This window comes from Pseudobutyrivibrio sp. JW11 (genome assembly GCF_900115355.1).
Classification (GTDB): domain Bacteria; phylum Bacillota; class Clostridia; order Lachnospirales; family Lachnospiraceae; genus Pseudobutyrivibrio; species Pseudobutyrivibrio ruminis.
Window position 1 is genome coordinate 169,146 of sequence record NZ_FOWB01000003.1, and the last position, 22,079, is coordinate 191,224.

The window sequence follows — 22,079 nt, forward strand, 5'->3', positions numbered from 1 at the left end:
TTTGAAAACATAAACAATCATAGGAGGACATAAAAGTGGAATTTAGAGTTGCAACATTGAATGATCTTGATTTATTGACTACATCTCGTATTGAAGTCTTAAGAGCAGCAAATAAGCTAGATGCTTCTACGGATATGGCAAATGTAGAAAAGGAATCCTATAACTATTACAAAAATGCATTGGAGGATAATACCCATTATGCAATTCTCGTCATGGAGGACGATAGATTCATAGGAGCTGGAGGCGTTAGTTTTTATAGTGTTATGCCTACATATCATAACCCTAGCGGTAAGAAGGCTTATATCATGAATATGTATACGGCTCCAGATTATAGACGTCAAGGTATCGCATATAAAACACTAGATATGCTTGTTAAAGTGTCAAAAGAACGTGGGATTAACCAAATTTCATTAGAGGCAACTGAAATGGGACGTCCTTTGTATGAAAAATATGGTTTTGTAAAAATGGAATCTGAAATGGAACTAGTTTAAGGAGACAACAATGAATATCAAATATACAGATAAGCATAACTTTAACAAAAATGAACTTTTACAATAACTGTGGCTTTGAAAAAAGTAAGGATACATCGCTTGTTATGGGTATTGCAGCTATAATTGAAATAGCTATACTTAGCCTATTTATACATTAAAAATGTAATCGAGGAAGTTTTATGAATCAGAAATTAAGGAATGATATTGATTATATTGTTGAAAACACAATAAAAGAAGTTCTGCCTGATGAGGCGGTTACTAGAGCGCTTAACAATTTCTCTTATGGAAAAGGTAAAGTGATTCTAGTAGCCGCTGGAAAGGCGGCTTGGCAAATGGCCGCAGCAGCAAAAAAGGTTCTCAAAAGATTAGATGGCGGCATTGTAATAACAAAATATGATCATGTAAAAAGCAATATTGAGGGGATACAATGCTTTGAAGCAGGACATCCAGTACCTGATCAAAATAGCTTTGATGCGACAAAAAAAGCTATTGAATTAGTGGAAGGTTTAACAGAAGATGACACGGTTATCTTTTTACTTTCCGGTGGTGGAAGCGCCTTGTTTGAATTGCCATTAATTTCTGGTGAAGAACTGCAAGACATTACAAAACAGCTACTTGCTAGTGGTGCTGATATAGTAGAGATAAATACTATTCGCAAGCGTCTTAGCAAAGTAAAGGGCGGCAGATTTGCTTTAGCCTGTGCTCCAGCCAAAGTATTTAGTATTGTGCTTAGTGATATAGTTGGAGATCCACTTGATATGATAGCAAGTGGTCCAGCATATCCTGATTTTTCTACATGTGATGAAGCAAAAGAAATAGTTCGTAAATACAATATTAAGCTTTCTAAGGAAGCTGAAGAGCTATTGAATAAAGAAACTCCTAAAGAATTAAATAATGTTGAAACTCACATAACTGGGTCAGTGAGAGAGCTTTGTAGAGCTGCTGCTAGTAACAGTGGAAAGTTAGGTTATAAGCCTATTATATTGACCGATGAGCTTTGTTGCGAGGCAAGAGAAGCAGGAAGTTTTGTTGCAAGCATCGCAAAGACAAAAGCAAAAGACAATGAAAGACTTGCCATTATTGCTGGTGGAGAGACAGTGGTTCATCTTACTGGTACCGGTAAAGGTGGAAGAAATCAGGAACTTGCACTCAGCGCTGCTATAGGAATAGCTGGAAATAGGGGCATTGCAGTAGCATCAGTTGGAAGTGATGGAACAGATGGCCCAACAGATGCCGCTGGAGGCTATGTTGATAACGAGACTCATCAAGAATTACTGGCTAAAGGAATCAACATACATGATGTTTTAAAAGATAATGATGCATACAATGCATTAAAAGCAGTTGATGGTTTGATAATAACTGGTGCAACAGGAACGAACGTGAATGATGTTGCCATAGCACTGATTGATATCTAAGGAATATTATATGATTACAGTGCATTATCTAGGTCTTACGAAAAATTAAATATTGTCCAATAAAATAGATATAACAATTAGACTGGCTTCGGCTGGTCTTTTTGTGTTATGAAAAAGTTTTACTGACATTTTAAAAAATTAGCCCGTATAATGAATTATGATTCAAATGAAGGAGGAAACCATTTATGAAATTTGCTATGTTATGTTGGACCTTTGGGTTCTTTGGGGAATTTCTATATCTGTTATAGGAGTTGTATTAACAAAGCAAAAAAGGAGATTTATAGATGGAATTTAAGACAGTTATAGAATCAAGAGAGTCTGTTCGTAAGTACAGTAATCAGAAACCAAATGAAGAACAGGTTAAATATATTTTAGAAGCGGGACGTATGGCGCCAACTGCTTTCAATAAACAGCCACAACGCATATATATATTAAAAAGTGAAGAAGCACTTAAAAAAATGGATAGTGTTCATCCTTGCCGTTATGGAGCACCTATGGTTATATTGGTATGTGCTGACGAGGATGCTGCTAGTAATTTTCAGGGTGGAAACAGTTATTTAATGGATGGAACAATTGTTGCAACACATATGATGCTTGCTGCTACTGATATTGGATTAGATACTTGTTGGGCTGGAGTCAATGATGTTGAGCAAACACAAAAAGTCTTTAATTTGCAGGAAAATATCTATCCTATCTGTTTTTTGGATTTAGGATATCGCTCTGATGATTTTAAAAGTCTTTTAGGCAATAAGAAAAGAAATTCCTTAGATTCAATGATTAATATTTTATAGGTACGGAATAATACGTAATCAATTCAATCATATAACTTAATTATATAACTTTGTCCAATAACTTACCCTTCTGTGATATACTTAGCTTAGTTTAGTTCGTATATACGGAGGGGTTATTTTATGCCAAAGGGGTCTAATCAAAAATTAAAGTTAAGCTTTTAATAGAGGCTATTCAGTCTTCTAAGTTTATCACTAAGAATAATTGCGGAGAATAGATATATGTATCCAACTAGAAATGAGGCAATGAGACTTCTTGAAGAAGCAGAAAAAATGAATCCAGGTCCTTGGGGAGATCATAGTAGAACTGTAGCCCACTGCGCTGAATGTATTGCTGCAAAAAGTGGGCTTGATGCAGAAAAAGCATATGTAGTAGGTTTGTTACATGACATTGGCAGAAGATTTGGAAAACGTCATCTTGGACATGTTTCTGATGGATATTCTTATATGATGTCACTTGGTTATGATGAACCAGCCAGAGTGTGTCTTACACATTCATTCAATGGCAAAAGCATTGATGGTTATGTTGGCAACTTTGATACAACGGCTGAAGAGACCGAATTAATAAAAACAGAATTAGCCAAGATAGAACTTGATGAATATGATAAGTTAATTCAACTTTGTGATTCTATCGGTGGTGCCGATGGGGTTATGGATATCATAGATAGAATGTCTGATGTCAAAAGAAGATACGGTTACTATGATCCTGAAAAATGGGATACTAATTTGGCGCTAAAAGATTATTTTGAGAATAAGATGGGTGAAGATATATATATTGTGGTTGATAAAGATAACTACAAACCTAGTAAATAATGTGAATAGTAGGGGGATTTTGCTATGGAAAGAGAATTTCTAGAGGAAAGACAATTCACAAAGCTCTTAGCAGGAAAGACATATAAGATTTTCTTTGAAGGAAAAGACTGTGTCATTGCTGAAACAGAGCTTGGGGATGTTGTCATATCTTTTAGTGAATATGAGTATTACTCTTTGTCTAATGATGAGATAGAGCAGAAAATCTATGATGGTATTAAAAGTAGAGAAAACTAAGTATGATTGATCCAACAGTTGTTGTATATGTTGAAGGGCAAGTGGCTATCCGTGAATCTGGTTATTTTAGTTTGGATGAAATCTTTGCAAAGTTAGAACGGTTGATTGAATTAATGTCGTAGGATTGAGGGGTGAATATGGGATTATTTAATCTTTTCAAACATGTAGATATTAATGCTGAAGTAGAGGCTATGAAGTCTGTAGAAAACGCAGTGCTTCTTGATGTGCGAACCGAAGAAGAGTATTCAGGAGGACACATTCCAGGAAGTAAAAATGTGCCAGTTGAGAATATAGAAAAGGTAGTGGATGTCATTAAGGACAAAGACACGCCTGTTTATGTATATTGCCTTCGTGGTTCCAGAAGTGCTTCTGCAGTATGTGCTATGAAAAAGATGGGATATACAAATGCTAAAAGTATCGGTGGCATCGCATCTTACAAAGGAAATACAGTAATAGGAAGCAAATAATGGGGTACATTAATTGAGATTATAGCGGACTAGTAGTTCACTGTAGATGTTATCCGCTAGAGTGGATTACTATGTTTTTCGCTTATCTTTAAACTTCTCGATATAACAAATTAGGCTGCCTTTTATTATTATGTATGTCTGTTTTATAATTTTCCATTAGCTTTTTTCTTAACATCCTCTACTGATAGATCATTATATTTCGATACGAAATACTCTAAAGAATATACACTATCATCTTTCACTGGAAAATGAGCAAATAAAACATCCCCAGTATTTTCATTTCCAAGAATCACTACAAGCATCAAATCATCCTCTGAGTATTCTTTTTCCCCTGCTATGTAATAGTAAATATCTTCATCCTTGAAATCATTTTTTAGAGTACTAATAACTGCTGTAAGATTGCCAGTTTCCGTGGCTGCGTTTTCTTCTAATTGTTGTTCAAGCTCATTTTCAAATCGAATTCTCTCCTGTCGTGCGCGTATTTCTGCACCTATAGTATCAGGCGCAACAATTAAAATTGGTATAAGAAATAGGATAATCGTAGTACGCCATTCTTTAAAAGAAATAGGCCTATCCATTTCTCCGTTTATAATACCTTTTATTATAGGTATCGAATCACTGTCATATAATTCTTCCGTTTTATATAGTTGACGAATATCTGCCATTCTTCGTCCTGATTTACATATAAAACCTATTGGGAAGGTGTAAAATAAGCTTAGTAACATTATTCCAATTCCCATTGTCAAAATCAGAAAAGCTGTATCTTCTGGACTCACATTTTCAAAGGTGTACTTAACAAGGTACGCAATCCCGGCTAGTATCGAAAAAATAAGCATAATTGCAAAAGACAAAAACTGTATTGCTAACATTTTCCATTTATTCTTCTTATAGTTTCTATACTCTTCTAGTGTTATGTCACCATTTGTATACAGTTGATTAAAGAACGTATTTAGTTCATCATAATAACCACCAGCAGCTATTTTTTTAATAAATTTTATCATCGTCATATACTTTCTTTAGAATACCGCTTTGTAAAACATCTTTCTTTGAGGATATTTTACCGAATTCATATGGAAAATATGTGTTGATGTCTCCTAGTCCAACAAACTACCCCAAAAGTTTTTTGCACTATTGTAAAAGATATTTTCATAATCCTTATTGGATTGCATTCTTTACTGAAAAATGGATTTACACATAGTGAATCTCCTATGGATATTCTTCTGCAGGTACATGTTCTAAGTCAGAGTAATTTGCTTCAAACGATTGCTCTGTACTTGCGATTTCTTCATTAAATCCTTTCAGTGCATCGAAAGGGCTGAATATTTTGGCACGTCTAGATAAATCCATAGCCGGATGTTTGATTGAAAAATCATCAAAAGGAGAGTGCTTTGGTTTGCCTCTTTCATACACTTTTCTGTATCTATCTGTAATCATATCATTTCATCCAATTTCATAAAATATAGGTTATTAAATTAAGCTTTATGTCCGCCGATTTGAACATTTCGCTCTCTTGTGGTAGCACCTTCTAGAAGGTTAATGCCTTTTAATATTGCATTTGCTCCATACCTAGTCCTTACCTCTAACAGTGCAGAATGAATGAGCTGCTCTTTGTTAAGCGCTTCATAGTCAGTGAATAGATCCATTTGAAAATAGCCACCGTCATTTTGGACATTACAAGCACATATGCCAAGTCGGCGGAATAGTATTCTATGGTCAGTTTTCTTTATCACATCATTCATGATTGCTTCAATTACTAGCTTAGAAGTGTTTGTCGCATTACGAAGGTTTACTGTGCCATTAGAATGTGCTGGATGGAGTCTACCATACCAATCTATAGCTAGTGGCCCATCGTAGTGAGGGCAGTATTCAAGACTTTTGTAGTCGTAGCTTACCCACCAGGTAAACTTTGAAGATACCAGATTCTTCTTATACATGTCGCAACATAGGATATCAATCATCTCTTTTAGGACAATACATGCCTCTTCGTACTTATATGGTCTAGGCAATACTTGTCCGTTGGAAAGAGAGTGGTTATCTGATTTGTAGTTTTTAATATCATGCATTGTAACAGGCTCGATTCCCCAAGCATGATCTATTAGTATCTCTGCATCAATGCCAAAGGTTTTATAAAACCACTCCTCATCTAGTTGAGATCGTTCTGCAACATCTCCCATGGTGAACATCATATTTCGTTCCAAGCGACGGGCCTTACCATTACCTATTTGCCAAAAGTCTGTGAGGGGTTTATGTGGCCATAGTAAAGTCTTATATGAATCTTCGGTAAGAGCAGCTATGCGGACGCCATCTTTATCGGCAGGAGCCTTCTTAGCAACGATATCCATGGCTACCTTTGCGAGATATAGATTTGTTCCAATCCCAACGGTGGCAGTAATGCCAGTTTGCTTGAGTACATCACTAATCATTGTCATAGCCATGATGTGAGCGGGGCTTTGGCCAGATTTTATAGCTGCAGTTTCATAAAGATGTAAGTAGGGTGTGCAATCAATGAAACTCTCATCGATGCTGTAAACATGGATGTCTTCTGGGGCTACATATTTAAGAAAAATACCGTAAATCTTGGCTGATACTTTCTCATATTCAAGCATACGGGGGACTGCAGTAATATAAAGAACCTTAGTATGGTGGATTCTTTCGTATTTCTCTATGGCTTGTTTTGCTTCAAATAGTCTAGGTCTACTTGGGACGCCTATAGCCTTGAGGGCAGGTGAGACTGCCAAGCAGATGGTTTGGTCGGTTCTACTTCCATCAGCGACTAGAAGGTTAGCTTTAAGTGGATCAAGACCTCTGGCAACGCATTCTACAGATGCATAGAATGACTTCATATCTATAGCTATGTAGCAGTTGGGGATTAGTAAATGCTTAGACATATCCAGTTGTCTTACCTCCTTGATAAAACGCAAACATACTTTCCGAAAATATGTTTGCTTTTGTAAGTAGATAATAAACCCGAACATGCATTCTTGTAAATCGAACAAATTATAAAATTTATTTAGTGCCAGTAAACTTAAAAAGGCCTATGAAATCACATCTTCTAACCTAATCTTGTTTTTCATCAATCCATAAAGGATATTTCCAAGTATTATTCCGCTTAATGTCTGAAGGCTAAGGGTTAGAAGAGTAGATAGTGCATAAGCAAGGCCAAACATAGGTATTTTTATAAATGTATATAAGGCTATGTGTACAAGTCCTCCAATTATAGCTCCAATCAAAAGGTTGTATTTAAAGTTCTTAAATAACTTAAAGGCAATAAATCCCATCACAAGAACCCAGGCTGCTTTAAAAGCCATTGTAGGCAATACCCAAGCTGTGTATCCGCCGATGAAATCGGCAAGGCCAGCGCCTAATGCTCCTGCTATAGCACCTTTTTTGGTACCGAGCAGGCATGTTGCAAGAATAATCATGCAATCCCCTAAATGAGTGTATCCAAAGGCTGTTGGAATCTTAAAATAAAAGGTCCCAATAAATACTAAAGCAATCATAAGCCCAACTACAGCAATATCTTTTTGATTATATCTTGTCTTTTCCATGAATGTATCCCCCTAATCTAAAAGTGATCCTAAAAAGTTCTTTGCATTGTTATAGAATATGTTCTCATAATCCTTTTCTTTTAATGGGCAAGAAAGAATCTTTTGGATTTCCACCTCTGGTGCATGAAATGGCGTATCTAGTCCAAACATAACTCTGTCATTTCCCACGTTTTTATAAGCATTGAAAATCTGAGCAGTCATTGAAGTGCCAGAAGTTTCAAGCCATATATTTTTATATCTTTTAGCAATAGTCTGAGCTGCCTCAACATATATTCCATGGCCATGCCCCATATGAAGCATTACAAATTTACATTTTGGATGTCGCTCTGCTAAAAGCCCTATCTGCCAAGGCAATGAGAAAGGTTCATGTCCTGAATGCACAAAGAAAGGCACATTATAGGATTCACAGATTTCAGCTACTGGATCTACTATTGGAGAATCAGCAGCATAGCCATCGAATAAAGATTGTATCTTTGCCCCCTTGCAGCCTTTATCACGAATTAAATATTCTAGTTCGTCATAGGCAGCTTGTTCTTTTGTGCAATCAACCCAAGGCACTGGAATAATCTTGTCTTTAGCCTTTTCATAAGCTTCTAGAATATCCGCGTTTTTAGAAGAATCAGAGGGGCATAAGACTGTCTTTTCTATATTAAATTTATCCATCAAATCAATAACTAAATTAATATCCCCACTAAAGTTAAATGGATTACCCCAGGTTCCAATATGCGAGTGCATATCAATCTTTTTAAAATCAGTAAATTCATACATAACAAGTTCTCCTCCTTTTGTTGGAGAAAATATTATAGGATTCCTGTGCACTTTGAAATGTCTAGTTTTGATTATTTTTTAGGGGTCAGTTTCAAAGGACTGCGTTATAAATATAATTTATAAATCATTCTCATTTTTTCCTGAGATATAAACAGTTGACCAGATAGTGGAATAGATTTATATTTACTACAAGATTATAAGAAGGGGGAATTAATAATGAAGAATAATTTTTCTACAAAAACAATTGTTGCTACTGGATTAGGTGCGGCCTTATTCCTAGTATTATTTATGTTTGTAAAGGTGCCTTCTCCAGTGCCAGAGACTAATCTGCAGATTGCTTATGGCGTATCTAGTTTTTTTGCAGCCTTGTTTGGTCCAGTTGCAGGACTTTTGGTAGCATTTGTAGGACATGCACTTTCTGATTTTATTCAGTATGGCTCACCATGGTGGAGCTGGGTTGTGGCATCAGGTGTTAGCGGATTTATTTCAGGATTTGCGGCAAAGAAAGTATCATCTGCAGTAGAAGAAGGAAGATTTGGAAAAACAGAAATCATTTTCTTTACAGTATGGGTTGTAATAGCAAATGCAATTGCTTGGATTCTGGTTGCGCCTGTCCTTGATATTGTTTTATATAGCGAACCAGCAAATAAAGTATTCATTCAGGGAGCAACAGCTTTTGTTGTGGATGCCATTGTTTCTGTAGTCGTAGGCATTATACTTTTGAAGGCTTATTCTGCTACAAAAACAAAAAAAGGAAGCCTGGCAAAAGAAGATTAAGCTAAGAAATAAAAGGGGAGGCTAAGAGGCCTTCCCTATTTTTTATTGAGGTTAGTATTGATGAATGATGTTTTAATAGAATTTAGGGATTATAGCTTTCAGTATTTTGAACAGAGTCAGCCCACCCTTAAAAACATAAATTTGAAAATAAAAAAAGGGGAAAAGGTACTGATACTTGGACCTTCTGGCTCAGGAAAAAGTACTCTTGGCAACTGCATAAATGGACTGATTCCATTTGCCCACAAGGGAAAGATAGATGGAAAGCTATTTGTGGATGGAATAGAAAATAAAAATTCCAGCTTATTTGAACTGTCCAACCATGTGGGAACGGTTCTTCAGGATAGTGATGGACAGTTTATTGGACTAAGTGTCGGCGAAGATATTGCCTTTGCCCTGGAAAACGATATGGTTGAGCAATCACTGATGCATGAACGTGTGCAGAAAATTGCCAACATTGTTGATATGGGGCAGCTATTAAACCAAAATCCCCACGATTTAAGTGGAGGTCAAAAACAGAGGGTATCATTAGCAGGAGTTATGGTTGATGATGTAGACATTCTTCTTTTTGATGAACCTCTTGCAAACCTTGATCCTAAGACTGGAAAAATAGCAATTGAGCTTATTGATTCCATTTCCCAAAATGATAAAACTGTCATCATAATAGAACATCGCTTGGAGGATGTGTTACATAAAAAGGTTGACAGGATTGTAGTGATGAATGATGGCTCCATTGTTATGGACGACACTCCAGATAATGTACTTTCCAGCGATATTTTGCATAAATACGGTATACGAGAGCCCTTGTATTTGACTGCAGCAAAATATGCCAAGATTGATATTGTGCCTGAATTGAAGCCTGCATATTTGGAAACCTTTAATGTAGAACTATGCAAGGACAAAATTAGAAGCTGGTATGAATCAAATCATGTCCGGGAGCAAAAGGAAAATAATTCACCACTTTTGGAAATTAAAAACATCTCCTTTTCTTATGACGGTAAAAGACCAATTCTTCAAAACGTAAATGCGATAATCAATGAAGGAGAAATGGTAAGTATAGTTGGCAAAAATGGAGCCGGAAAAACAACGCTTTCTTCTATTCTTTGTGGGTTCATAAAGCCTGACGAGGGCACTGTACTCATGGAAGGCAAAGACTTATCACAATACTCTATTTCTGAACGAGCCGAGTATATTGGAATAGTAATGCAAAACCCTAATCAGATGATTTCGAAGACAATGATTTTTGATGAGGTTGCATTTGGTCTTAGAATAAGGAATGTTGATGAGGACGAAATAAAAGAAAAGGTTCATGCAGTTCTAAAAATCTGTGGATTATATGAATTTAGAAATTGGCCAATAAGTGCTTTAAGCTTTGGACAAAAAAAGAGGGTTACGATTGCTTCGATTTTGGTATTAAATCCTAAAATACTTATTTTGGATGAGCCAACAGCAGGGCAGGATTTCTTCCATTATTCAGAAATTATGGAATTCCTTAGAAAGCTAAATGAGAATGGGCAGACTATTCTGCTAATAACCCATGACATGCATTTAATGCTTGAATACACAAATAGAGCAATAGTTATATGTGATGGAAAGAAGCTTGCAGACAAAAAATCCTATGAGGTATTGTGTGACCTAGATTTAACAGAAAAGGCAAATCTAAAGGAAACCTCATTATTTGATTTAGCGTTGAAGGCTGGAATTGATGATCCATTAAGCTTTGTGGAGTGTTTTATTCATTATGACAGGAGGGTTAGAAGAAATGAAAATTAAGGTCTTTTCTTACAGCAGTCTTGATACCCTTATTCATAAAATGTCTGGACTTTCAAAGCTTATATGTTTTTTGCTGCTTACAACAGCAATTATGGCTACGTATGATATTAGAATAATTATTGGCATCATGATATTTTCCTATGCAATGATGAAAATATCTCAAATACGGTTTTCTCAAATCAAAATGATGCTAATTTATGTAGGGATTTTTCTTGTATTTAATTTTATTCTGACCTTTTTATTTGCTCCAAAGTATGGAGTTGAGATATATGGTACAGAGCACGTTTTAGTTAATGTCCTTGGAAATTATGACATTACAGTAGAACAGCTTTTTTACCAGATTACCAAGACGGCGAAATATCTGTCTGTAATACCGCTTGGTATTATTTTCATATTAACCACCAATCCAAGTGAATTCGCATCTTCACTAAATAAAATAGGTGTAAGCTATAAAATATGTACCTCATTGTCTTTGACCCTTAGATATTTTCCTGATGTGGCAAATGATTATAACACAATATCACTAGCTCAGCAGGCTAGAGGTCTGGACATGAGTAAAAAAGCAAAAACCTCCGAGCGAATAAAAAATGTAGCTGCCATTTTAGTACCTCTTATTATGACAACCATGGATAGAATTGACATAATATCTAATGCAATGGATTTGCGTGGTTTTGGAAAGCATAAAAAGCGAACCTGGTATGCAGCCAAGCCTTTGAGAAAGGTTGATTATATAGGAATATTGATTTGTTTATTAATATTTTTACTTACATTATGGGTGAGATTTTTTATTAATAAAAGTATCTATTACAACCCATTCATATAATTAGGAGGAAAAGTGATGCAGGAAGTTTTACCAATTATGGTTTTTCAAACAGATTTTACATATAAGGAGGGGGCTGTAGCTGCAATGTACGGGGCAGTGCGCAGTGTTTCAAGGGATGTTGAAATAGTGACTGCTACCCACGAAATCCCACAATATGATATATGGTCCGCTTCCTATAGATTGCAGCAATATGTGCAATTTTGGCCTAAGGGAACAGTTTTTGTCAGTGTTGTTGATCCTGGAGTTGGAACCAGTAGAAAGGCATGTGTGGCACTGACTAATGACGGATATTATATTGTTACACCAGATAATGGAGCACTCACCCATATAAAAGCAAAGCACGGAATTAAAGAGGTCAGGGAAATTGATGAAAGCATAAATCGCTTAAAACAGACAGAAGGAACATCAGTATTTCACGGAAGAGATTTGTTTGGCTATTGTGGTGCCAGATTGGCTTCTGGAATAATTTCTTATGAGCAGGTTGGCAATGAATATAGTGTAGACGATATTGTAACACTTGATATTTCAACACCTGAAGGCAGCGAGGGATATCTCAAGGGGATAATAGAAATAGATGATCCTAATTTTGGAAATTGCTGGTCGAATATTCCTGTGGCAGAAATGTTTGAGAATGGTTTTTCCTACGGAGATGATGTGGCAATAACTGTTACTAAGGATGGAAAAAAGCTTTATGATCAAATTACCAGATTTGGTAAAACCTTTGGAGATGTAAAAAAGGGTGATGCTATTCTTTACAACAATGAATTGATGAATGTGTCACTTGCTCTTTCACAGGGGAGCTTTATGGAAAAATATAAGGTTTACTTTGGACCAGAATATATTATAGAAATCAGGAAGGTAAAATGATATGAGTAAGTTATTAGTTTTTCAAAGCGATTTTGGATTATCAGACGGTGCCGTTGCTGCCATGTACGGAGTAGCACTATCAGTTGAGCCTACTCTTAAGATCTACAATCTTACTCACGATATACCACCCTTTGACACTTTTGAAGCATCCTACAGATTGTTTCAGGCTGTTCCATTTTGGCCAAAGGGAACTGTCTTTGTTACAGTAGTAGACCCTGGTGTTGGAAGTGAAAGACGAAGTATTGTTGTCAAAACAAAAAGAGGGCAGTATATTGTTACTCCTGATAATGGCTCCATATCACATGTTAGTCGTGTAATTGGTATTGAGTCAGTAAGAGAAATCAGTGAGGAAGTTGGAAGGAGAAAGAATAGTGAGAATTCATATACGTTCCATGGAAGGGATGTGTATGGCTACACGGGAGCCCTTCTTGCTTCAGGTCAAATTTCTTATGAAGAGATTGGATCAGAGATACCTGTAGAAGAAATCGTCATAATGCAAGGCATGTATCCAGAAATTGGTGAAGATTTCATTGAAGGAAATATTGAAACCTTAGATGTACGATTTGGCTCATTGTGGACAAATATTGGACGAGAAGCCTTTGAAAAGATGTCATTTAAGGCTGGTGATTTGGTGGATGTGACAATTACCAGGGGGGAAACAACCATTTACCATTCTTTCGTGCAGTATGTTAATACCTTTGCTGATGTTAAAATTGGAGAAGCATTAATTTATGCTAATTCAATGGATTATATGGCTCTTGCAATAAACCAGGGAAGCTTTGCCAAGGCCTATAATATCGGAACAAGAGACCCTTGGAAAATCAGATTTTCAAAAATCTCTTAAGATAAGATAGGCATACACAAATGACACAATATGAGGAATTAGGCTATTGTATATATTAAAATGAAAAGTCCTTAGAAACTTCGGTTTCTAAGGACTTTTTCTTTTTATCTCACTACTTGATTTTTTCCATGGTTCTTTCCGTAGTATAGCTTTTCATCTGCTTCACTAATCCAGGTTTCATTTCCCTTGGCGTCGCTAGTTGTACAAGCAGCCATACCTATGGTTATTGTTACCTTTAGAGGAAATCCGTTGAATTTAAAGTCATAGGCTTCAACCTCTTTTCTCCTCTCATCAAAATAGGCATATGCATCATCTTCACTATCAAATTTTGCAAGTACCACAAACTCTTCGCCACCCCAGCGGCAGCAATTATCAATTTCGCTTTTTAAGACCATGTCACCTAGCGTAGATAATACGTAGTCACCACAATTGTGACCATAGGTATCGTTTATGCTTTTAAAATTATCAATATCAAATATAGCACACCAATATCCTTCTAATCCTTCTTCTTCCTTTATTTCTTTAACTTTGTCAGCAAAGTAATATCTGTTTGGAAGGCCTGTCAAGTGGTCATGAGATAATTGAAACTCTAGTTTTTTTTCTGAAGAAATTACAATCAGGATAAATATCTGAACTACAATCAGGGTGATAGAAACAACCACTATACCCAGAATAATATTTAGGAAAAAGTTTATATTTTTTGGCAGAGAATATGGTGCGCCATTAAAATAAACAATAATATATGAACTAAGATAAAGAGCCAGTCCTAAAAAGCCAAATGGCATCATTGGAATAACGTTTTTTATCTTTAAGTTTCGTCCAACATACTCAGAATAAAGAACAAGTACATTCATTCCAAGCATAGTGTATTGGAATCCGCTATCCCATCCCGTATAAATTACAGCAAAAAACATATGGATAATAACTTCAAGATATATCCCCACTGTAAATAATCTAAGCCATCCAAAGTGACAGCCAAATATTAAAAAGAAATAAAACAATACGCTGATAACATTTATTTTTGCCATCGGTGGAATGGAATACTTAATAAAAATAAATAGGAAAATTGCATGGATAACCATGAAATTGAAAGAAAAAATGCTTCCCATGATTTTAGCGTTTCTTAAATTCATTACCATTGCGGTACTCCTCCATATGTCATATATACGAGAATATTGTATTTACAATACTTTTTACTTACATCATGCAACAATGCAAAATAAAAGTATCATATAATTGTTAAAAAACAGCGTAGGGAATATGTATTTATTGCCCTCTGTGGCATATCTTTTTTGACCCTACGGGCGAAAGCTTTATTTTGATTTTCCAACCGTAGTGAAATGCCCACTACTGCATTAGTGTGTACCTATCTGGAATATAAATCGCTAGAGCATCTCGCTATCTATCTAGATAATATACATTGCTACACTCATGAGGCCTAGTTTATACACACAGGGGTCAAAAACTACGGGTGAAATCTGGATTTTGCAAATCTGGCGGTAGGATTTCAAAAATAGTCCCAGTGTAGGAACAAAAAAATATAAAGATACAACTCAATCTGAACTAATTGAGTCGAGAATTCTGCAATTAAAACTCAATTCAAAAATATTGGATATAAGAATTCAATTATCACAGCATACGACTAGCCAATCCGCTAACACAACTATATTTTACACAATAATTTGTGTGTTTTTTGTGTAGTTAAAGACTATTGGAATCCCATATGTTACAATGAAGCTACAGTTGGGGAGTATCTTGTAAAAGGAGGCTAGGTATGAAATTTTATGTATGTGAGGTTTGCGGCAATTTTGTTGGTATGATTAAGGAGTCCGGTGCTCCAATGTCATGTTGTGGTCAGAAGATGAAGGAACTTGTTCCTGGTACATCTGATGGTGCAGTTGAAAAGCATGTTCCTGTATGTAAGGTAGAGGGAAATGTGGTTACTGTTGAGGTTGGTTCTGTTGAGCATCCAATGGCTCCAGAGCACTACATTGAGTGGATTGCTATCGAAACAAAGCAGGGAGCTCAGAGAAAGGTCCTCGAGCCAGGTCAGAAGCCATGCGCTCAGTTTGCTCTTACAGATGGCGATTCAGTGGTTGCAGCTTATGCATATTGCAACTTACACGGATTATGGAAATCATAATGTTAATAAAAGCAAAGAGCTTTGGAGATAATCCAAAGCTCTTTTTTTATTAAAATAATCCATCAACTATTTTCATTATTCTATGAAGGTTTTGAATATCTGTATCCACATTGCCTGTTTCAAGGGAATGGTTTGCATCTGGGATGACGGCATATGTGATGGAAAGCTCATCACAAAGCTGGACGCACATATCAGTATCGCAAAGAGGATCATCGCTTCCGTGGAAGACAAAGCCTTCACAAGCATTGATATAGGCGAAAGTCATTTCGATTGGTGTGAAGACTATACTTTCTGCGTCGATGCCGTAGTCAAAGGCGTATTTGGCAGCGATAGCTGTACCGATGCTTTTGCCGATGAAGATTACATTATCATAGGAAGAAAAGTCGACATCCTTTAATTGCTCCACAACCTGCGCCAAAGCTTCATTGATTGCAGCTTCAGCCTGCAAGGCATCTGTCTTAATAGAATTCAAATCTTTAGAAAAAGTATATTTAACTTCTTTTATTTCATAGCCATGATTCTTGGCAAGCTTCTTTGAGTAGTATAAAAGTGGTTTATCTGAGTGATATCCAACTCCTGGAAATATTACAGCTAAATTCTTATCCATAGTGTTCCTTTCATTAATAAGAAAAATTCTACGAATCTATTATAGCAATCAAAAGTCCTTAGAAAAACCTAAAAAACACAAAACCTGTACCGATTTGTTCACATTACAATCATGTTGCACACACTTGACGGGATTAATATACCGCTAAATGATACAGAAGTAGCAACAGATAGGAGTGAATTATGGAAAAGAGGTATAGGCATGAATGGAAACACGCTATAACCTACGCCGACTTGCTAACAATAAGGCAAAGGATGTCAGCTATAGCGATACCTGATCCACATACAATCGACGGAAAATATCTTATAAGAAGTCTTTATTTTGATAATCTGAATGACAAAGCACTTCGTGAAAAAGTGGATGGGGTAAACATGCGAGAGAAATTTCGCATAAGATATTACAACTTCGATACTAGAATTATCCACCTTGAAAAGAAAAGTAAATTCAATGGTCTTGGAACAAAATACCATGCTCCATTAACAGCGGAAGAGGCACAGAAGATAGTGGATGGAGACATTGATTGGATGATTGATTCCCCACATTCCCTTATTCAGGAGCTGTATTGCAAGATGCGATATCAGGGAATGAGACCAATGACCATAGTTGATTACACCAGAGAGCCATTTATATATGGGCCTGGAAATGTAAGAGTTACGTTGGATTACGACATCAGAACAGGGATGAATAGAACGGATTTCTTAAATCCGGAATGTGTAACAATTCCAGCGGGTGACGCTCCAATCATATTGGAGGTTAAATGGGATGCATATCTGCCAGAAATAATAAGAGATGCTGTACAAATCCCAGGAACAAGAGTGCAGGCGTTTTCAAAGTATGCACAGTGTAGGATTTATGGTTAAGGATAGAAGGAGTGAAGATTATGACATTTAGCGATATTTTTAAATCAAGCTTTTTAAGCAATGTAACAAGTGTAACAGTTTTAGACATGGTAATTGCCATGGCATTATCATTTGCAATTGGTTTATTTATTTTCTTTATTTATAAGAAGACATATGCAGGAGTAATGTATTCAGCAAATTTTGGTGTGACATTAGTAGCTCTTACAATGATTGCGACATTCGTTATCTTGGCAGTAACCAGTAACGTAGTTCTTTCATTAGGTATGGTCGGTGCCTTATCAATTGTTCGTTTTAGAACAGCCATCAAGGAACCTCTTGATATAGCTTTTCTTTTCTGGGCAATTGCAGCAGGTATTGTGCTTGCGGCAGGAATGATTCCACTTGCAGTATTTGGTAGTGTGATTATCGGTGTAATGATTACCGTATTTGCGAATCGTAAATCAAATGTTAATCCATATATCGTAGTTCTTCGTTGTGAGGATTCTCTTACAGAGAAGGAAGCAATGCAGTATTTAAATGAGAAGACAACTAAGTGTGCAGTTAAGAGCAAGACTGCAAGAAAGGGCGAGATTGAACTGAATCTTGAAATCAGACTTAAGGAAGACAACACAGATTTCATTAACGAGTTATCAGATATGGAAGGTGTAGAAAGTGCAGTACTTGTAAGCTATAACGGCGATTACATGGGATAAGGAGGACAGATTATGTCAACTAATAAAAGAATTGACATCATCTGCGTAGTGGTCTTGATACTGGCCATCATCCTTACAGTGTTGTTTATGAACGGCGAGAAGCTTGGACTTACTGTGGTGGTTGATGAGGATGCTGAAACAGCCACCACATCGTCATATTTTACAACCAATGACATGGATGGGGACTGGGATACTTCCGAGGCGACAATTATTACATTAGAAGGAGATGACATAACTGTTTCGGGGTCAGGAGCTTATGTAAATGATGGTAATGTGTACATTGCCCAGTCGGGTTATTACCTAGTAAGCGGAGAGCTTACAGATGGAAGTATTGTTGTAGCTGCTGAAGATTACTCAAAGGTATGGATCATGCTTGATGGGGTAGATATTTACTGCGAAGATGATGCAGGAATTATCGTAGAGCAGGCAGACAAGGTATTTTTAACTTTGGCAGAAGGCTCTGAAAACACAGTTGAGACAGGTAGCGAGTATTCCGAAGAAGCAGTTGAAGATGATAGAGATGGAGCAATTTTCTCCCACGATGATTTAACTATAAATGGAAGTGGTAGCTTGACTGTTACAACCGGCTATTCACATGGCATTGTTTCAAAGGATGATTTGATTATCACTGGTGGAACAATCACCGTGACAGCTCCAGATGATGGCTTGAAAGCAAATGATGCTCTGAATATAACAGATGCAGATATTACTATTGATGTTGAAGATGATGGCATCACTTGCGATACCAGTGTATACATTGGCGGAGGCACAATTCTCATAAGCAATTCTTACGAAGGAATTGAAGCAGTCATTGTTGAAATAGAAGATGGAGATATCACTATCTATTCAACAGATGATGGCATAAATGCTAATGGAGGTTCGACAGAAGATGAAGAAACATACATTAGCATAAGTGGTGGAACATTAAGAATATTTAATGAAGGTGGTAACGACGCAGATGGCATTGATTCTAACGGTGATATTCGTATATCAGGTGGTACGATCTTTGTAAGTTTAACTGATGGCGGAATGAATAACGCGATTGACTACGCAAGTGAAAATGGTGGTGTTGCAGTAATCACAGGAGGAACAATTATTGCTGCAGGAAGTAGTGGCATGGCAGAATCCTTTGATAGTACATCCACACAGGCATCTATACTTTACATAACTAGCGCTTCTATGGAAGCTGGAACTACAGTTTCTGTTGTAGATGCAGATGGAAATGAAATCCTTTCATGGGAAGTTCCATATAGCTTCTCTTCAGTTAATATTAGTAGTCCGGATTTAACTGTAGGTGAAACCTATACAATCTGCGTAGGTGATGAATCCGAAACAGTTACACTTGAAGATGTGGTAACTACTGTAGGAGAGGCCACAGCAGGTGGCATGGGCCAGATGGGCGGCATGGGCCAGATGGATGGTGAGAACCAAATGGGCCCAATGGGTGGCGCTGGAAAAGGAAATCGTGTACAATACCCCTAACATTTATAGTGAATGATTAGGAGACATAATTAAAATGAAAGAAAACGTAGTTCTAATTGGTATGCCAGGTGTTGGCAAAAGTACTTTGGGTGTTGTATTGGCAAAGGAACTGGGATTTGAATTCGTAGATGCGGATTTACTTATCCAGAAGCGTGAAAAGCGTTTGCTTAAGGAGATTATTGCTGAGGAAGGTGTGGAAGGTTTTCTTAAAATAGAAAACGATGTGAATGCCAGCATTTCATCCACAAAAACAGTTATTGCAACTGGTGGTAGTGTTATCTATGGTGCGGAGGCTATGGAGCACCTAAAGGAAATTGGAACTATTGTTTATCTTAAGCTTGATTATGAAACACTTGATAGCAGACTTGGCAGCCTAAAAGGCCGCGGCGTTGTTCTTAAAGATGGGCAGAATCTTAAGTCTCTTTACGACGAAAGAATTCCCCTTTATGAAAAATATGCAGATGTTACCGTAGATGAGGCTGGCCTTGGCCTCGAGGAAACACTAGATGCGGTTATGAAAAAAGTTTCGGAAACTTAGGTTTCCGAAACTTTTTTGTAGCCAGTTTTTACAAGCCACTTCTGATCGATGATTTTGACTTCGTCTCCGAATAAGATGTGGAGACGTACAGATGATGGCTGCTTTTCAATTTCTTTGACTGTTCCCTCTCCAAATTTTGGATGAGAAACAACATCGCCTACTTCATATCGTATTTTCGAATTTTCCATATTTTTGTAAGCGCGCTGTGTGCGATAAGTATCAAGCATCTGAACCTGCTTGTGGTCTACTGTAGGACGCTTTAAAACTGAATCATAGTCTACCTTTTTAAGGCTCTGGCCTTCTACGTAGTAATCTGCAGGGATGGCGCCGATAAGGCTGCAGCAGTATTTCCATGCACTGCCGTGAACTCCTGGCTGCCATGTGTATTCGCTTGGGATGCTGATGTGACGTGTCATGTAGTGTGCATATTCATGCTTATATAAATTGATTCGATCGGCCTTTGAAAGCTGCTCATTTAAGCAGAAGCCGATGAAAAATAGTGAAAACTGGAATTGTTCTTCATCATCATATGAAGGTGGAAGATAAGAACCAAGGGCCTTTTCATCCATTCCAAATGTGATTGGAACTTCTGCACCGTGAAGCCCCAGCTTGTGATCTAAAACTGAGTACAATGCAGTGATTTCTGCACGAAGAACAGGCTCTTCATCGTGCAACATTTTAAACATTTCTTTCTTTGTCATTATGTCTCCTTAAAACTCGATATAACTTTATACAGAAGGATAGTATAGCAACTGAAATTGAAATTTACAATTATCAAAAATGATAAATTTGTTAATTATCCAATATTAATTTGACTTTAAAAATGCACGATATTACTATAAGGATATAAAGGGAATTATGCACATATTTTTGTGTTAGGAGATTATATATGAGAAGAGCAATCAAAGTTTCAAAAAAGATATTGGCCTTTTCGCTGGCCGTATTTATGGGGGTGGCAGTACTTGGACTGTCATTACAGGCGGATGCAGCTAAAAAGAAGTCATCGGGAACATATGCAGAAGGTGATGATATTGCTTTTGGAACATTGGATGGAAATATTATCAACTGGACAATTCTTACTTATGACGATACTACAAAGGTTGCCCTTCTTGTTTCAAGAAAAACCTTACATTCATATTCGGTACTTGCATACAGAGATTCAATTAACCAGATGTATTTAAATAGTAATTCCTCTGCTGGCTATGTTAAATGGGAGGACAACTATTGGAGAGGCTGGCTCAATCAGATTTTCTATAATCAGTGCTTTACAGATGCGGAAAGAGCCACAATTCAGAAGACATCTCTTACTGAGGAAGCAGCCCAGACAAGTCTTATGAATTTCTATCATGACACTACTTTGGATGCTTATTACCTTGCAGGAAATGTAAAGAACTCTCTTAATATGAATATTTACAACAATCAGAGTACAACTTCTGATTATATTTTCTTCCTTTCAACTGATGAGTACACAGAGTACAAGGATACTATGAAATACGAGACCAGCAACACATGGCCTCTTAGAACAAACGCTTATGATGATCCAGCTCAGGGACTTTTTGTAAATGACACAAAGAAGCTTATTGAAAGAAAGTACTATTATCTTGGCGATGGAATCAGACCAGCTATGTATGTAAAGCTGGGCAAGACTGATGAGGAGAAGGCTGCTGAATCAGGTACAGACACATCTTCAACAGACACCATTACTACATCAGATACTACAAGTAGTTCTTCAAGCAGTTCAACAAGCAGTTCGACAAGTACAACAAGCACTGCAAGTACAGCAAGCAGTGCAACCACAACAGCTGCTACAACTACATCAACAAGTAGCACATCTACAGCAAAGGCTACTTCTTCAAAGAAATATGCTAATAATGGTACTAATATAGGAAATATTACACTTCCAGATGATGCTTCCTATTCTATGACCAACGGCAGTACTGCACAGGTAGCGATTAATCTTGATTACTTAAACAGTACTGATAAGCAATACAATGTGACATACAAATCCTCAGATGCCAGTGTGTTCACTGTTGATTCTAATGGGTTGATTACATCAGTTGGCAAAGGAACAGGCACATTGACTGTAAGAATGAAGAAATCAAATGGCAAGACTTATACTATGACATGCCGTATTGATGTGACCTAGGAGTAG

The 22,079-nt window shown here is 36.8% G+C and carries 25 protein-coding genes; 17 read left to right on the forward strand and 8 right to left on the reverse strand.

The annotated features are described in order from the left end of the window. Nucleotides 1-29 precede the first annotated feature (29 nt). The 6 genes from BM102_RS04640 (at nucleotide 30) to BM102_RS04665 (ending at nucleotide 4,208) form a co-directional block, all read left to right on the forward strand. Nucleotides 30-491 carry a GNAT family N-acetyltransferase gene (locus BM102_RS04640; protein WP_090479366.1) on the forward strand — a complete coding sequence of 154 codons (462 nt, stop codon included), beginning with the start codon at nucleotides 30-32 and terminating at the stop codon, nucleotides 489-491. A gap of 179 nt (nucleotides 492-670) precedes the next feature. Continuing rightward, a complete protein-coding gene (locus tag BM102_RS04645; protein WP_090479369.1) occupies nucleotides 671-1,906 on the forward strand; it encodes a glycerate kinase type-2 family protein in 1,236 nt (411 codons plus the stop codon). A 284-nt stretch (nucleotides 1,907-2,190) separates the two neighbouring features. After that, complete coding sequence (locus tag BM102_RS04650; protein WP_090479372.1) at nucleotides 2,191-2,697, forward strand: nitroreductase family protein; 507 nt, start codon at nucleotides 2,191-2,193, stop codon at nucleotides 2,695-2,697. A gap of 219 nt (nucleotides 2,698-2,916) precedes the next feature. Further along, nucleotides 2,917-3,507: an HD domain-containing protein gene (locus BM102_RS04655; RefSeq protein ID WP_090479375.1), complete on the forward strand. Its 591-nt coding sequence runs from the start codon at nucleotides 2,917-2,919 to the stop codon at nucleotides 3,505-3,507. 24 nt (nucleotides 3,508-3,531) lie between these two features. Next, nucleotides 3,532-3,741: a hypothetical protein gene (locus BM102_RS04660; protein ID WP_090479378.1), complete on the forward strand. Its 210-nt coding sequence runs from the start codon at nucleotides 3,532-3,534 to the stop codon at nucleotides 3,739-3,741. A 137-nt stretch (nucleotides 3,742-3,878) separates the two neighbouring features. Beyond that, nucleotides 3,879-4,208 carry a rhodanese-like domain-containing protein gene (locus tag BM102_RS04665; protein WP_090479381.1) on the forward strand — a complete coding sequence of 110 codons (330 nt, stop codon included), beginning with the start codon at nucleotides 3,879-3,881 and terminating at the stop codon, nucleotides 4,206-4,208. A 143-nt stretch (nucleotides 4,209-4,351) separates the two neighbouring features. On the opposite strand, the gene BM102_RS04670 is transcribed toward BM102_RS04665, so the two are convergent. The 5 genes from BM102_RS04670 to BM102_RS04690 all read right to left on the reverse strand — a co-directional run bounded on the left by BM102_RS04670 (nucleotide 4,352) and on the right by BM102_RS04690 (nucleotide 8,524). After that, nucleotides 4,352-5,209, reverse strand: a complete 858-nt coding sequence (locus tag BM102_RS04670; RefSeq protein ID WP_090479384.1) for a hypothetical protein — start codon at nucleotides 5,207-5,209, stop codon at nucleotides 4,352-4,354. A gap of 205 nt (nucleotides 5,210-5,414) precedes the next feature. Further along, nucleotides 5,415-5,642: a hypothetical protein gene (locus BM102_RS04675; RefSeq protein WP_090479387.1), complete on the reverse strand. Its 228-nt coding sequence runs from the start codon at nucleotides 5,640-5,642 to the stop codon at nucleotides 5,415-5,417. 38 nt (nucleotides 5,643-5,680) lie between these two features. After that, nucleotides 5,681-7,096, reverse strand: coding sequence for a Y-family DNA polymerase (locus BM102_RS04680; protein WP_090479388.1), 1,416 nt, complete (start codon nucleotides 7,094-7,096; stop codon nucleotides 5,681-5,683). Between the two features lie 147 nt (nucleotides 7,097-7,243). Next, entirely contained in the window at nucleotides 7,244-7,756 is a 513-nt protein-coding gene (locus BM102_RS04685) for an ECF transporter S component (RefSeq protein WP_090479391.1), read from the reverse strand. A gap of 12 nt (nucleotides 7,757-7,768) precedes the next feature. After that, on the reverse strand, nucleotides 7,769-8,524 hold the full coding sequence (locus BM102_RS04690) for an amidohydrolase family protein (RefSeq protein ID WP_028235459.1): 756 nt from the start codon (nucleotides 8,522-8,524) through the stop codon (nucleotides 7,769-7,771). A 216-nt stretch (nucleotides 8,525-8,740) separates the two neighbouring features. Between BM102_RS04690 and BM102_RS04695 the strand changes: the two genes are divergently transcribed. Genes BM102_RS04695 through BM102_RS04715 form a run of 5 tightly spaced genes read left to right on the forward strand, consistent with a single transcriptional unit; the run spans nucleotide 8,741 to nucleotide 13,605 of the window. Further along, on the forward strand, nucleotides 8,741-9,301 hold the full coding sequence (locus BM102_RS04695) for an ECF-type riboflavin transporter substrate-binding protein (protein WP_090479394.1): 561 nt from the start codon (nucleotides 8,741-8,743) through the stop codon (nucleotides 9,299-9,301). Nucleotides 9,302-9,361: 60 nt separating this feature from the next. Next, nucleotides 9,362-11,071 carry an ABC transporter ATP-binding protein gene (locus tag BM102_RS04700; RefSeq protein WP_090479397.1) on the forward strand — a complete coding sequence of 570 codons (1,710 nt, stop codon included), beginning with the start codon at nucleotides 9,362-9,364 and terminating at the stop codon, nucleotides 11,069-11,071. After that, a complete protein-coding gene (locus BM102_RS04705) occupies nucleotides 11,061-11,894 on the forward strand; it encodes an energy-coupling factor transporter transmembrane component T family protein (RefSeq protein WP_090479400.1) in 834 nt (277 codons plus the stop codon). The genes BM102_RS04700 and BM102_RS04705 overlap by 11 nt, the downstream gene beginning before the upstream one ends. A gap of 15 nt (nucleotides 11,895-11,909) precedes the next feature. Then, entirely contained in the window at nucleotides 11,910-12,761 is an 852-nt protein-coding gene (locus BM102_RS04710; RefSeq protein WP_090479403.1) for an SAM hydrolase/SAM-dependent halogenase family protein, read from the forward strand. Nucleotide 12,762: 1 nt separating this feature from the next. Next, entirely contained in the window at nucleotides 12,763-13,605 is an 843-nt protein-coding gene (locus BM102_RS04715) for an SAM hydrolase/SAM-dependent halogenase family protein (RefSeq protein ID WP_090479405.1), read from the forward strand. Between the two features lie 104 nt (nucleotides 13,606-13,709). Here the strand turns inward: BM102_RS04715 and BM102_RS04720 are convergent, their stop codons facing one another. Then, a complete protein-coding gene (locus BM102_RS04720; protein ID WP_090479408.1) occupies nucleotides 13,710-14,744 on the reverse strand; it encodes a GGDEF domain-containing protein in 1,035 nt (344 codons plus the stop codon). A gap of 635 nt (nucleotides 14,745-15,379) precedes the next feature. Here BM102_RS04720 and BM102_RS04725 point away from each other — a divergent pair. Beyond that, nucleotides 15,380-15,748 carry a desulfoferrodoxin family protein gene (locus tag BM102_RS04725; protein WP_044937227.1) on the forward strand — a complete coding sequence of 123 codons (369 nt, stop codon included), beginning with the start codon at nucleotides 15,380-15,382 and terminating at the stop codon, nucleotides 15,746-15,748. A 49-nt stretch (nucleotides 15,749-15,797) separates the two neighbouring features. Here the strand turns inward: BM102_RS04725 and BM102_RS04730 are convergent, their stop codons facing one another. After that, entirely contained in the window at nucleotides 15,798-16,355 is a 558-nt protein-coding gene (locus tag BM102_RS04730; protein WP_090479411.1) for an alpha/beta fold hydrolase, read from the reverse strand. A 182-nt stretch (nucleotides 16,356-16,537) separates the two neighbouring features. Here BM102_RS04730 and BM102_RS04735 point away from each other — a divergent pair, with 182 nt between their 5' ends. The 4 genes from BM102_RS04735 to BM102_RS04750 are packed head-to-tail and all read left to right on the forward strand — an operon-like array spanning nucleotide 16,538 to nucleotide 19,927. Then, nucleotides 16,538-17,215, forward strand: coding sequence for a polyphosphate polymerase domain-containing protein (locus BM102_RS04735; RefSeq protein ID WP_090394453.1), 678 nt, complete (start codon nucleotides 16,538-16,540; stop codon nucleotides 17,213-17,215). A gap of 20 nt (nucleotides 17,216-17,235) precedes the next feature. After that, entirely contained in the window at nucleotides 17,236-17,907 is a 672-nt protein-coding gene (locus BM102_RS04740) for a DUF4956 domain-containing protein (RefSeq protein WP_044937233.1), read from the forward strand. Between the two features lie 12 nt (nucleotides 17,908-17,919). After that, nucleotides 17,920-19,389, forward strand: coding sequence for a carbohydrate-binding domain-containing protein (locus tag BM102_RS04745; RefSeq protein ID WP_090479414.1), 1,470 nt, complete (start codon nucleotides 17,920-17,922; stop codon nucleotides 19,387-19,389). A 34-nt stretch (nucleotides 19,390-19,423) separates the two neighbouring features. After that, entirely contained in the window at nucleotides 19,424-19,927 is a 504-nt protein-coding gene (locus BM102_RS04750; RefSeq protein ID WP_090479421.1) for a shikimate kinase, read from the forward strand. Here the strand turns inward: BM102_RS04750 and BM102_RS04755 are convergent. Then, nucleotides 19,924-20,628 carry a hypothetical protein gene (locus tag BM102_RS04755; protein WP_044937238.1) on the reverse strand — a complete coding sequence of 235 codons (705 nt, stop codon included), beginning with the start codon at nucleotides 20,626-20,628 and terminating at the stop codon, nucleotides 19,924-19,926. The two genes, BM102_RS04750 and BM102_RS04755, sit on opposite strands and share 4 nt — an antisense overlap. A 188-nt stretch (nucleotides 20,629-20,816) precedes the next feature. On the opposite strand from BM102_RS04755, the gene BM102_RS04760 reads away from it, so the two are divergent. Then, the gene (locus BM102_RS04760; protein WP_090479423.1) at nucleotides 20,817-22,073 is read left to right on the forward strand and encodes a DUF6273 domain-containing protein; all 1,257 of its coding nucleotides are present in this window, start codon (nucleotides 20,817-20,819) and stop codon (nucleotides 22,071-22,073) included. The last annotated feature ends 6 nt before the right edge of the window (nucleotides 22,074-22,079 follow it).

Excerpts from the sequence above, each read along its gene's own strand:
- BM102_RS04645 (WP_090479369.1), top strand. The coding sequence starts at position 671 with ATGAATCAGAAATTAAGGAATGATATTGATTATATTGTTGAAAACACA.
- BM102_RS04650 (WP_090479372.1), top strand. The coding sequence starts at position 2,191 with ATGGAATTTAAGACAGTTATAGAATCAAGAGAGTCTGTTCGTAAGTAC.
- BM102_RS04655 (WP_090479375.1), top strand. The coding sequence starts at position 2,917 with ATGTATCCAACTAGAAATGAGGCAATGAGACTTCTTGAAGAAGCAGAA.
- BM102_RS04660 (WP_090479378.1), top strand. The coding sequence starts at position 3,532 with ATGGAAAGAGAATTTCTAGAGGAAAGACAATTCACAAAGCTCTTAGCA.
- BM102_RS04665 (WP_090479381.1), top strand. The coding sequence starts at position 3,879 with ATGGGATTATTTAATCTTTTCAAACATGTAGATATTAATGCTGAAGTA.
- BM102_RS04670 (WP_090479384.1), bottom strand. The coding sequence starts at position 5,209 with ATGATAAAATTTATTAAAAAAATAGCTGCTGGTGGTTATTATGATGAA.
- BM102_RS04675 (WP_090479387.1), bottom strand. The coding sequence starts at position 5,642 with ATGATTACAGATAGATACAGAAAAGTGTATGAAAGAGGCAAACCAAAG.
- BM102_RS04680 (WP_090479388.1), bottom strand. The coding sequence starts at position 7,096 with ATGTCTAAGCATTTACTAATCCCCAACTGCTACATAGCTATAGATATG.
- BM102_RS04685 (WP_090479391.1), bottom strand. The coding sequence starts at position 7,756 with ATGGAAAAGACAAGATATAATCAAAAAGATATTGCTGTAGTTGGGCTT.
- BM102_RS04690 (WP_028235459.1), bottom strand. The coding sequence starts at position 8,524 with ATGTATGAATTTACTGATTTTAAAAAGATTGATATGCACTCGCATATT.
- BM102_RS04695 (WP_090479394.1), top strand. The coding sequence starts at position 8,741 with ATGAAGAATAATTTTTCTACAAAAACAATTGTTGCTACTGGATTAGGT.
- BM102_RS04700 (WP_090479397.1), top strand. The coding sequence starts at position 9,362 with ATGAATGATGTTTTAATAGAATTTAGGGATTATAGCTTTCAGTATTTT.
- BM102_RS04705 (WP_090479400.1), top strand. The coding sequence starts at position 11,061 with ATGAAAATTAAGGTCTTTTCTTACAGCAGTCTTGATACCCTTATTCAT.
- BM102_RS04710 (WP_090479403.1), top strand. The coding sequence starts at position 11,910 with ATGCAGGAAGTTTTACCAATTATGGTTTTTCAAACAGATTTTACATAT.
- BM102_RS04715 (WP_090479405.1), top strand. The coding sequence starts at position 12,763 with ATGAGTAAGTTATTAGTTTTTCAAAGCGATTTTGGATTATCAGACGGT.
- BM102_RS04720 (WP_090479408.1), bottom strand. The coding sequence starts at position 14,744 with ATGGTAATGAATTTAAGAAACGCTAAAATCATGGGAAGCATTTTTTCT.
- BM102_RS04725 (WP_044937227.1), top strand. The coding sequence starts at position 15,380 with ATGAAATTTTATGTATGTGAGGTTTGCGGCAATTTTGTTGGTATGATT.
- BM102_RS04730 (WP_090479411.1), bottom strand. The coding sequence starts at position 16,355 with ATGGATAAGAATTTAGCTGTAATATTTCCAGGAGTTGGATATCACTCA.
- BM102_RS04735 (WP_090394453.1), top strand. The coding sequence starts at position 16,538 with ATGGAAAAGAGGTATAGGCATGAATGGAAACACGCTATAACCTACGCC.
- BM102_RS04740 (WP_044937233.1), top strand. The coding sequence starts at position 17,236 with ATGACATTTAGCGATATTTTTAAATCAAGCTTTTTAAGCAATGTAACA.
- BM102_RS04745 (WP_090479414.1), top strand. The coding sequence starts at position 17,920 with ATGTCAACTAATAAAAGAATTGACATCATCTGCGTAGTGGTCTTGATA.
- BM102_RS04750 (WP_090479421.1), top strand. The coding sequence starts at position 19,424 with ATGAAAGAAAACGTAGTTCTAATTGGTATGCCAGGTGTTGGCAAAAGT.
- BM102_RS04755 (WP_044937238.1), bottom strand. The coding sequence starts at position 20,628 with ATGACAAAGAAAGAAATGTTTAAAATGTTGCACGATGAAGAGCCTGTT.
- BM102_RS04760 (WP_090479423.1), top strand. The coding sequence starts at position 20,817 with ATGAGAAGAGCAATCAAAGTTTCAAAAAAGATATTGGCCTTTTCGCTG.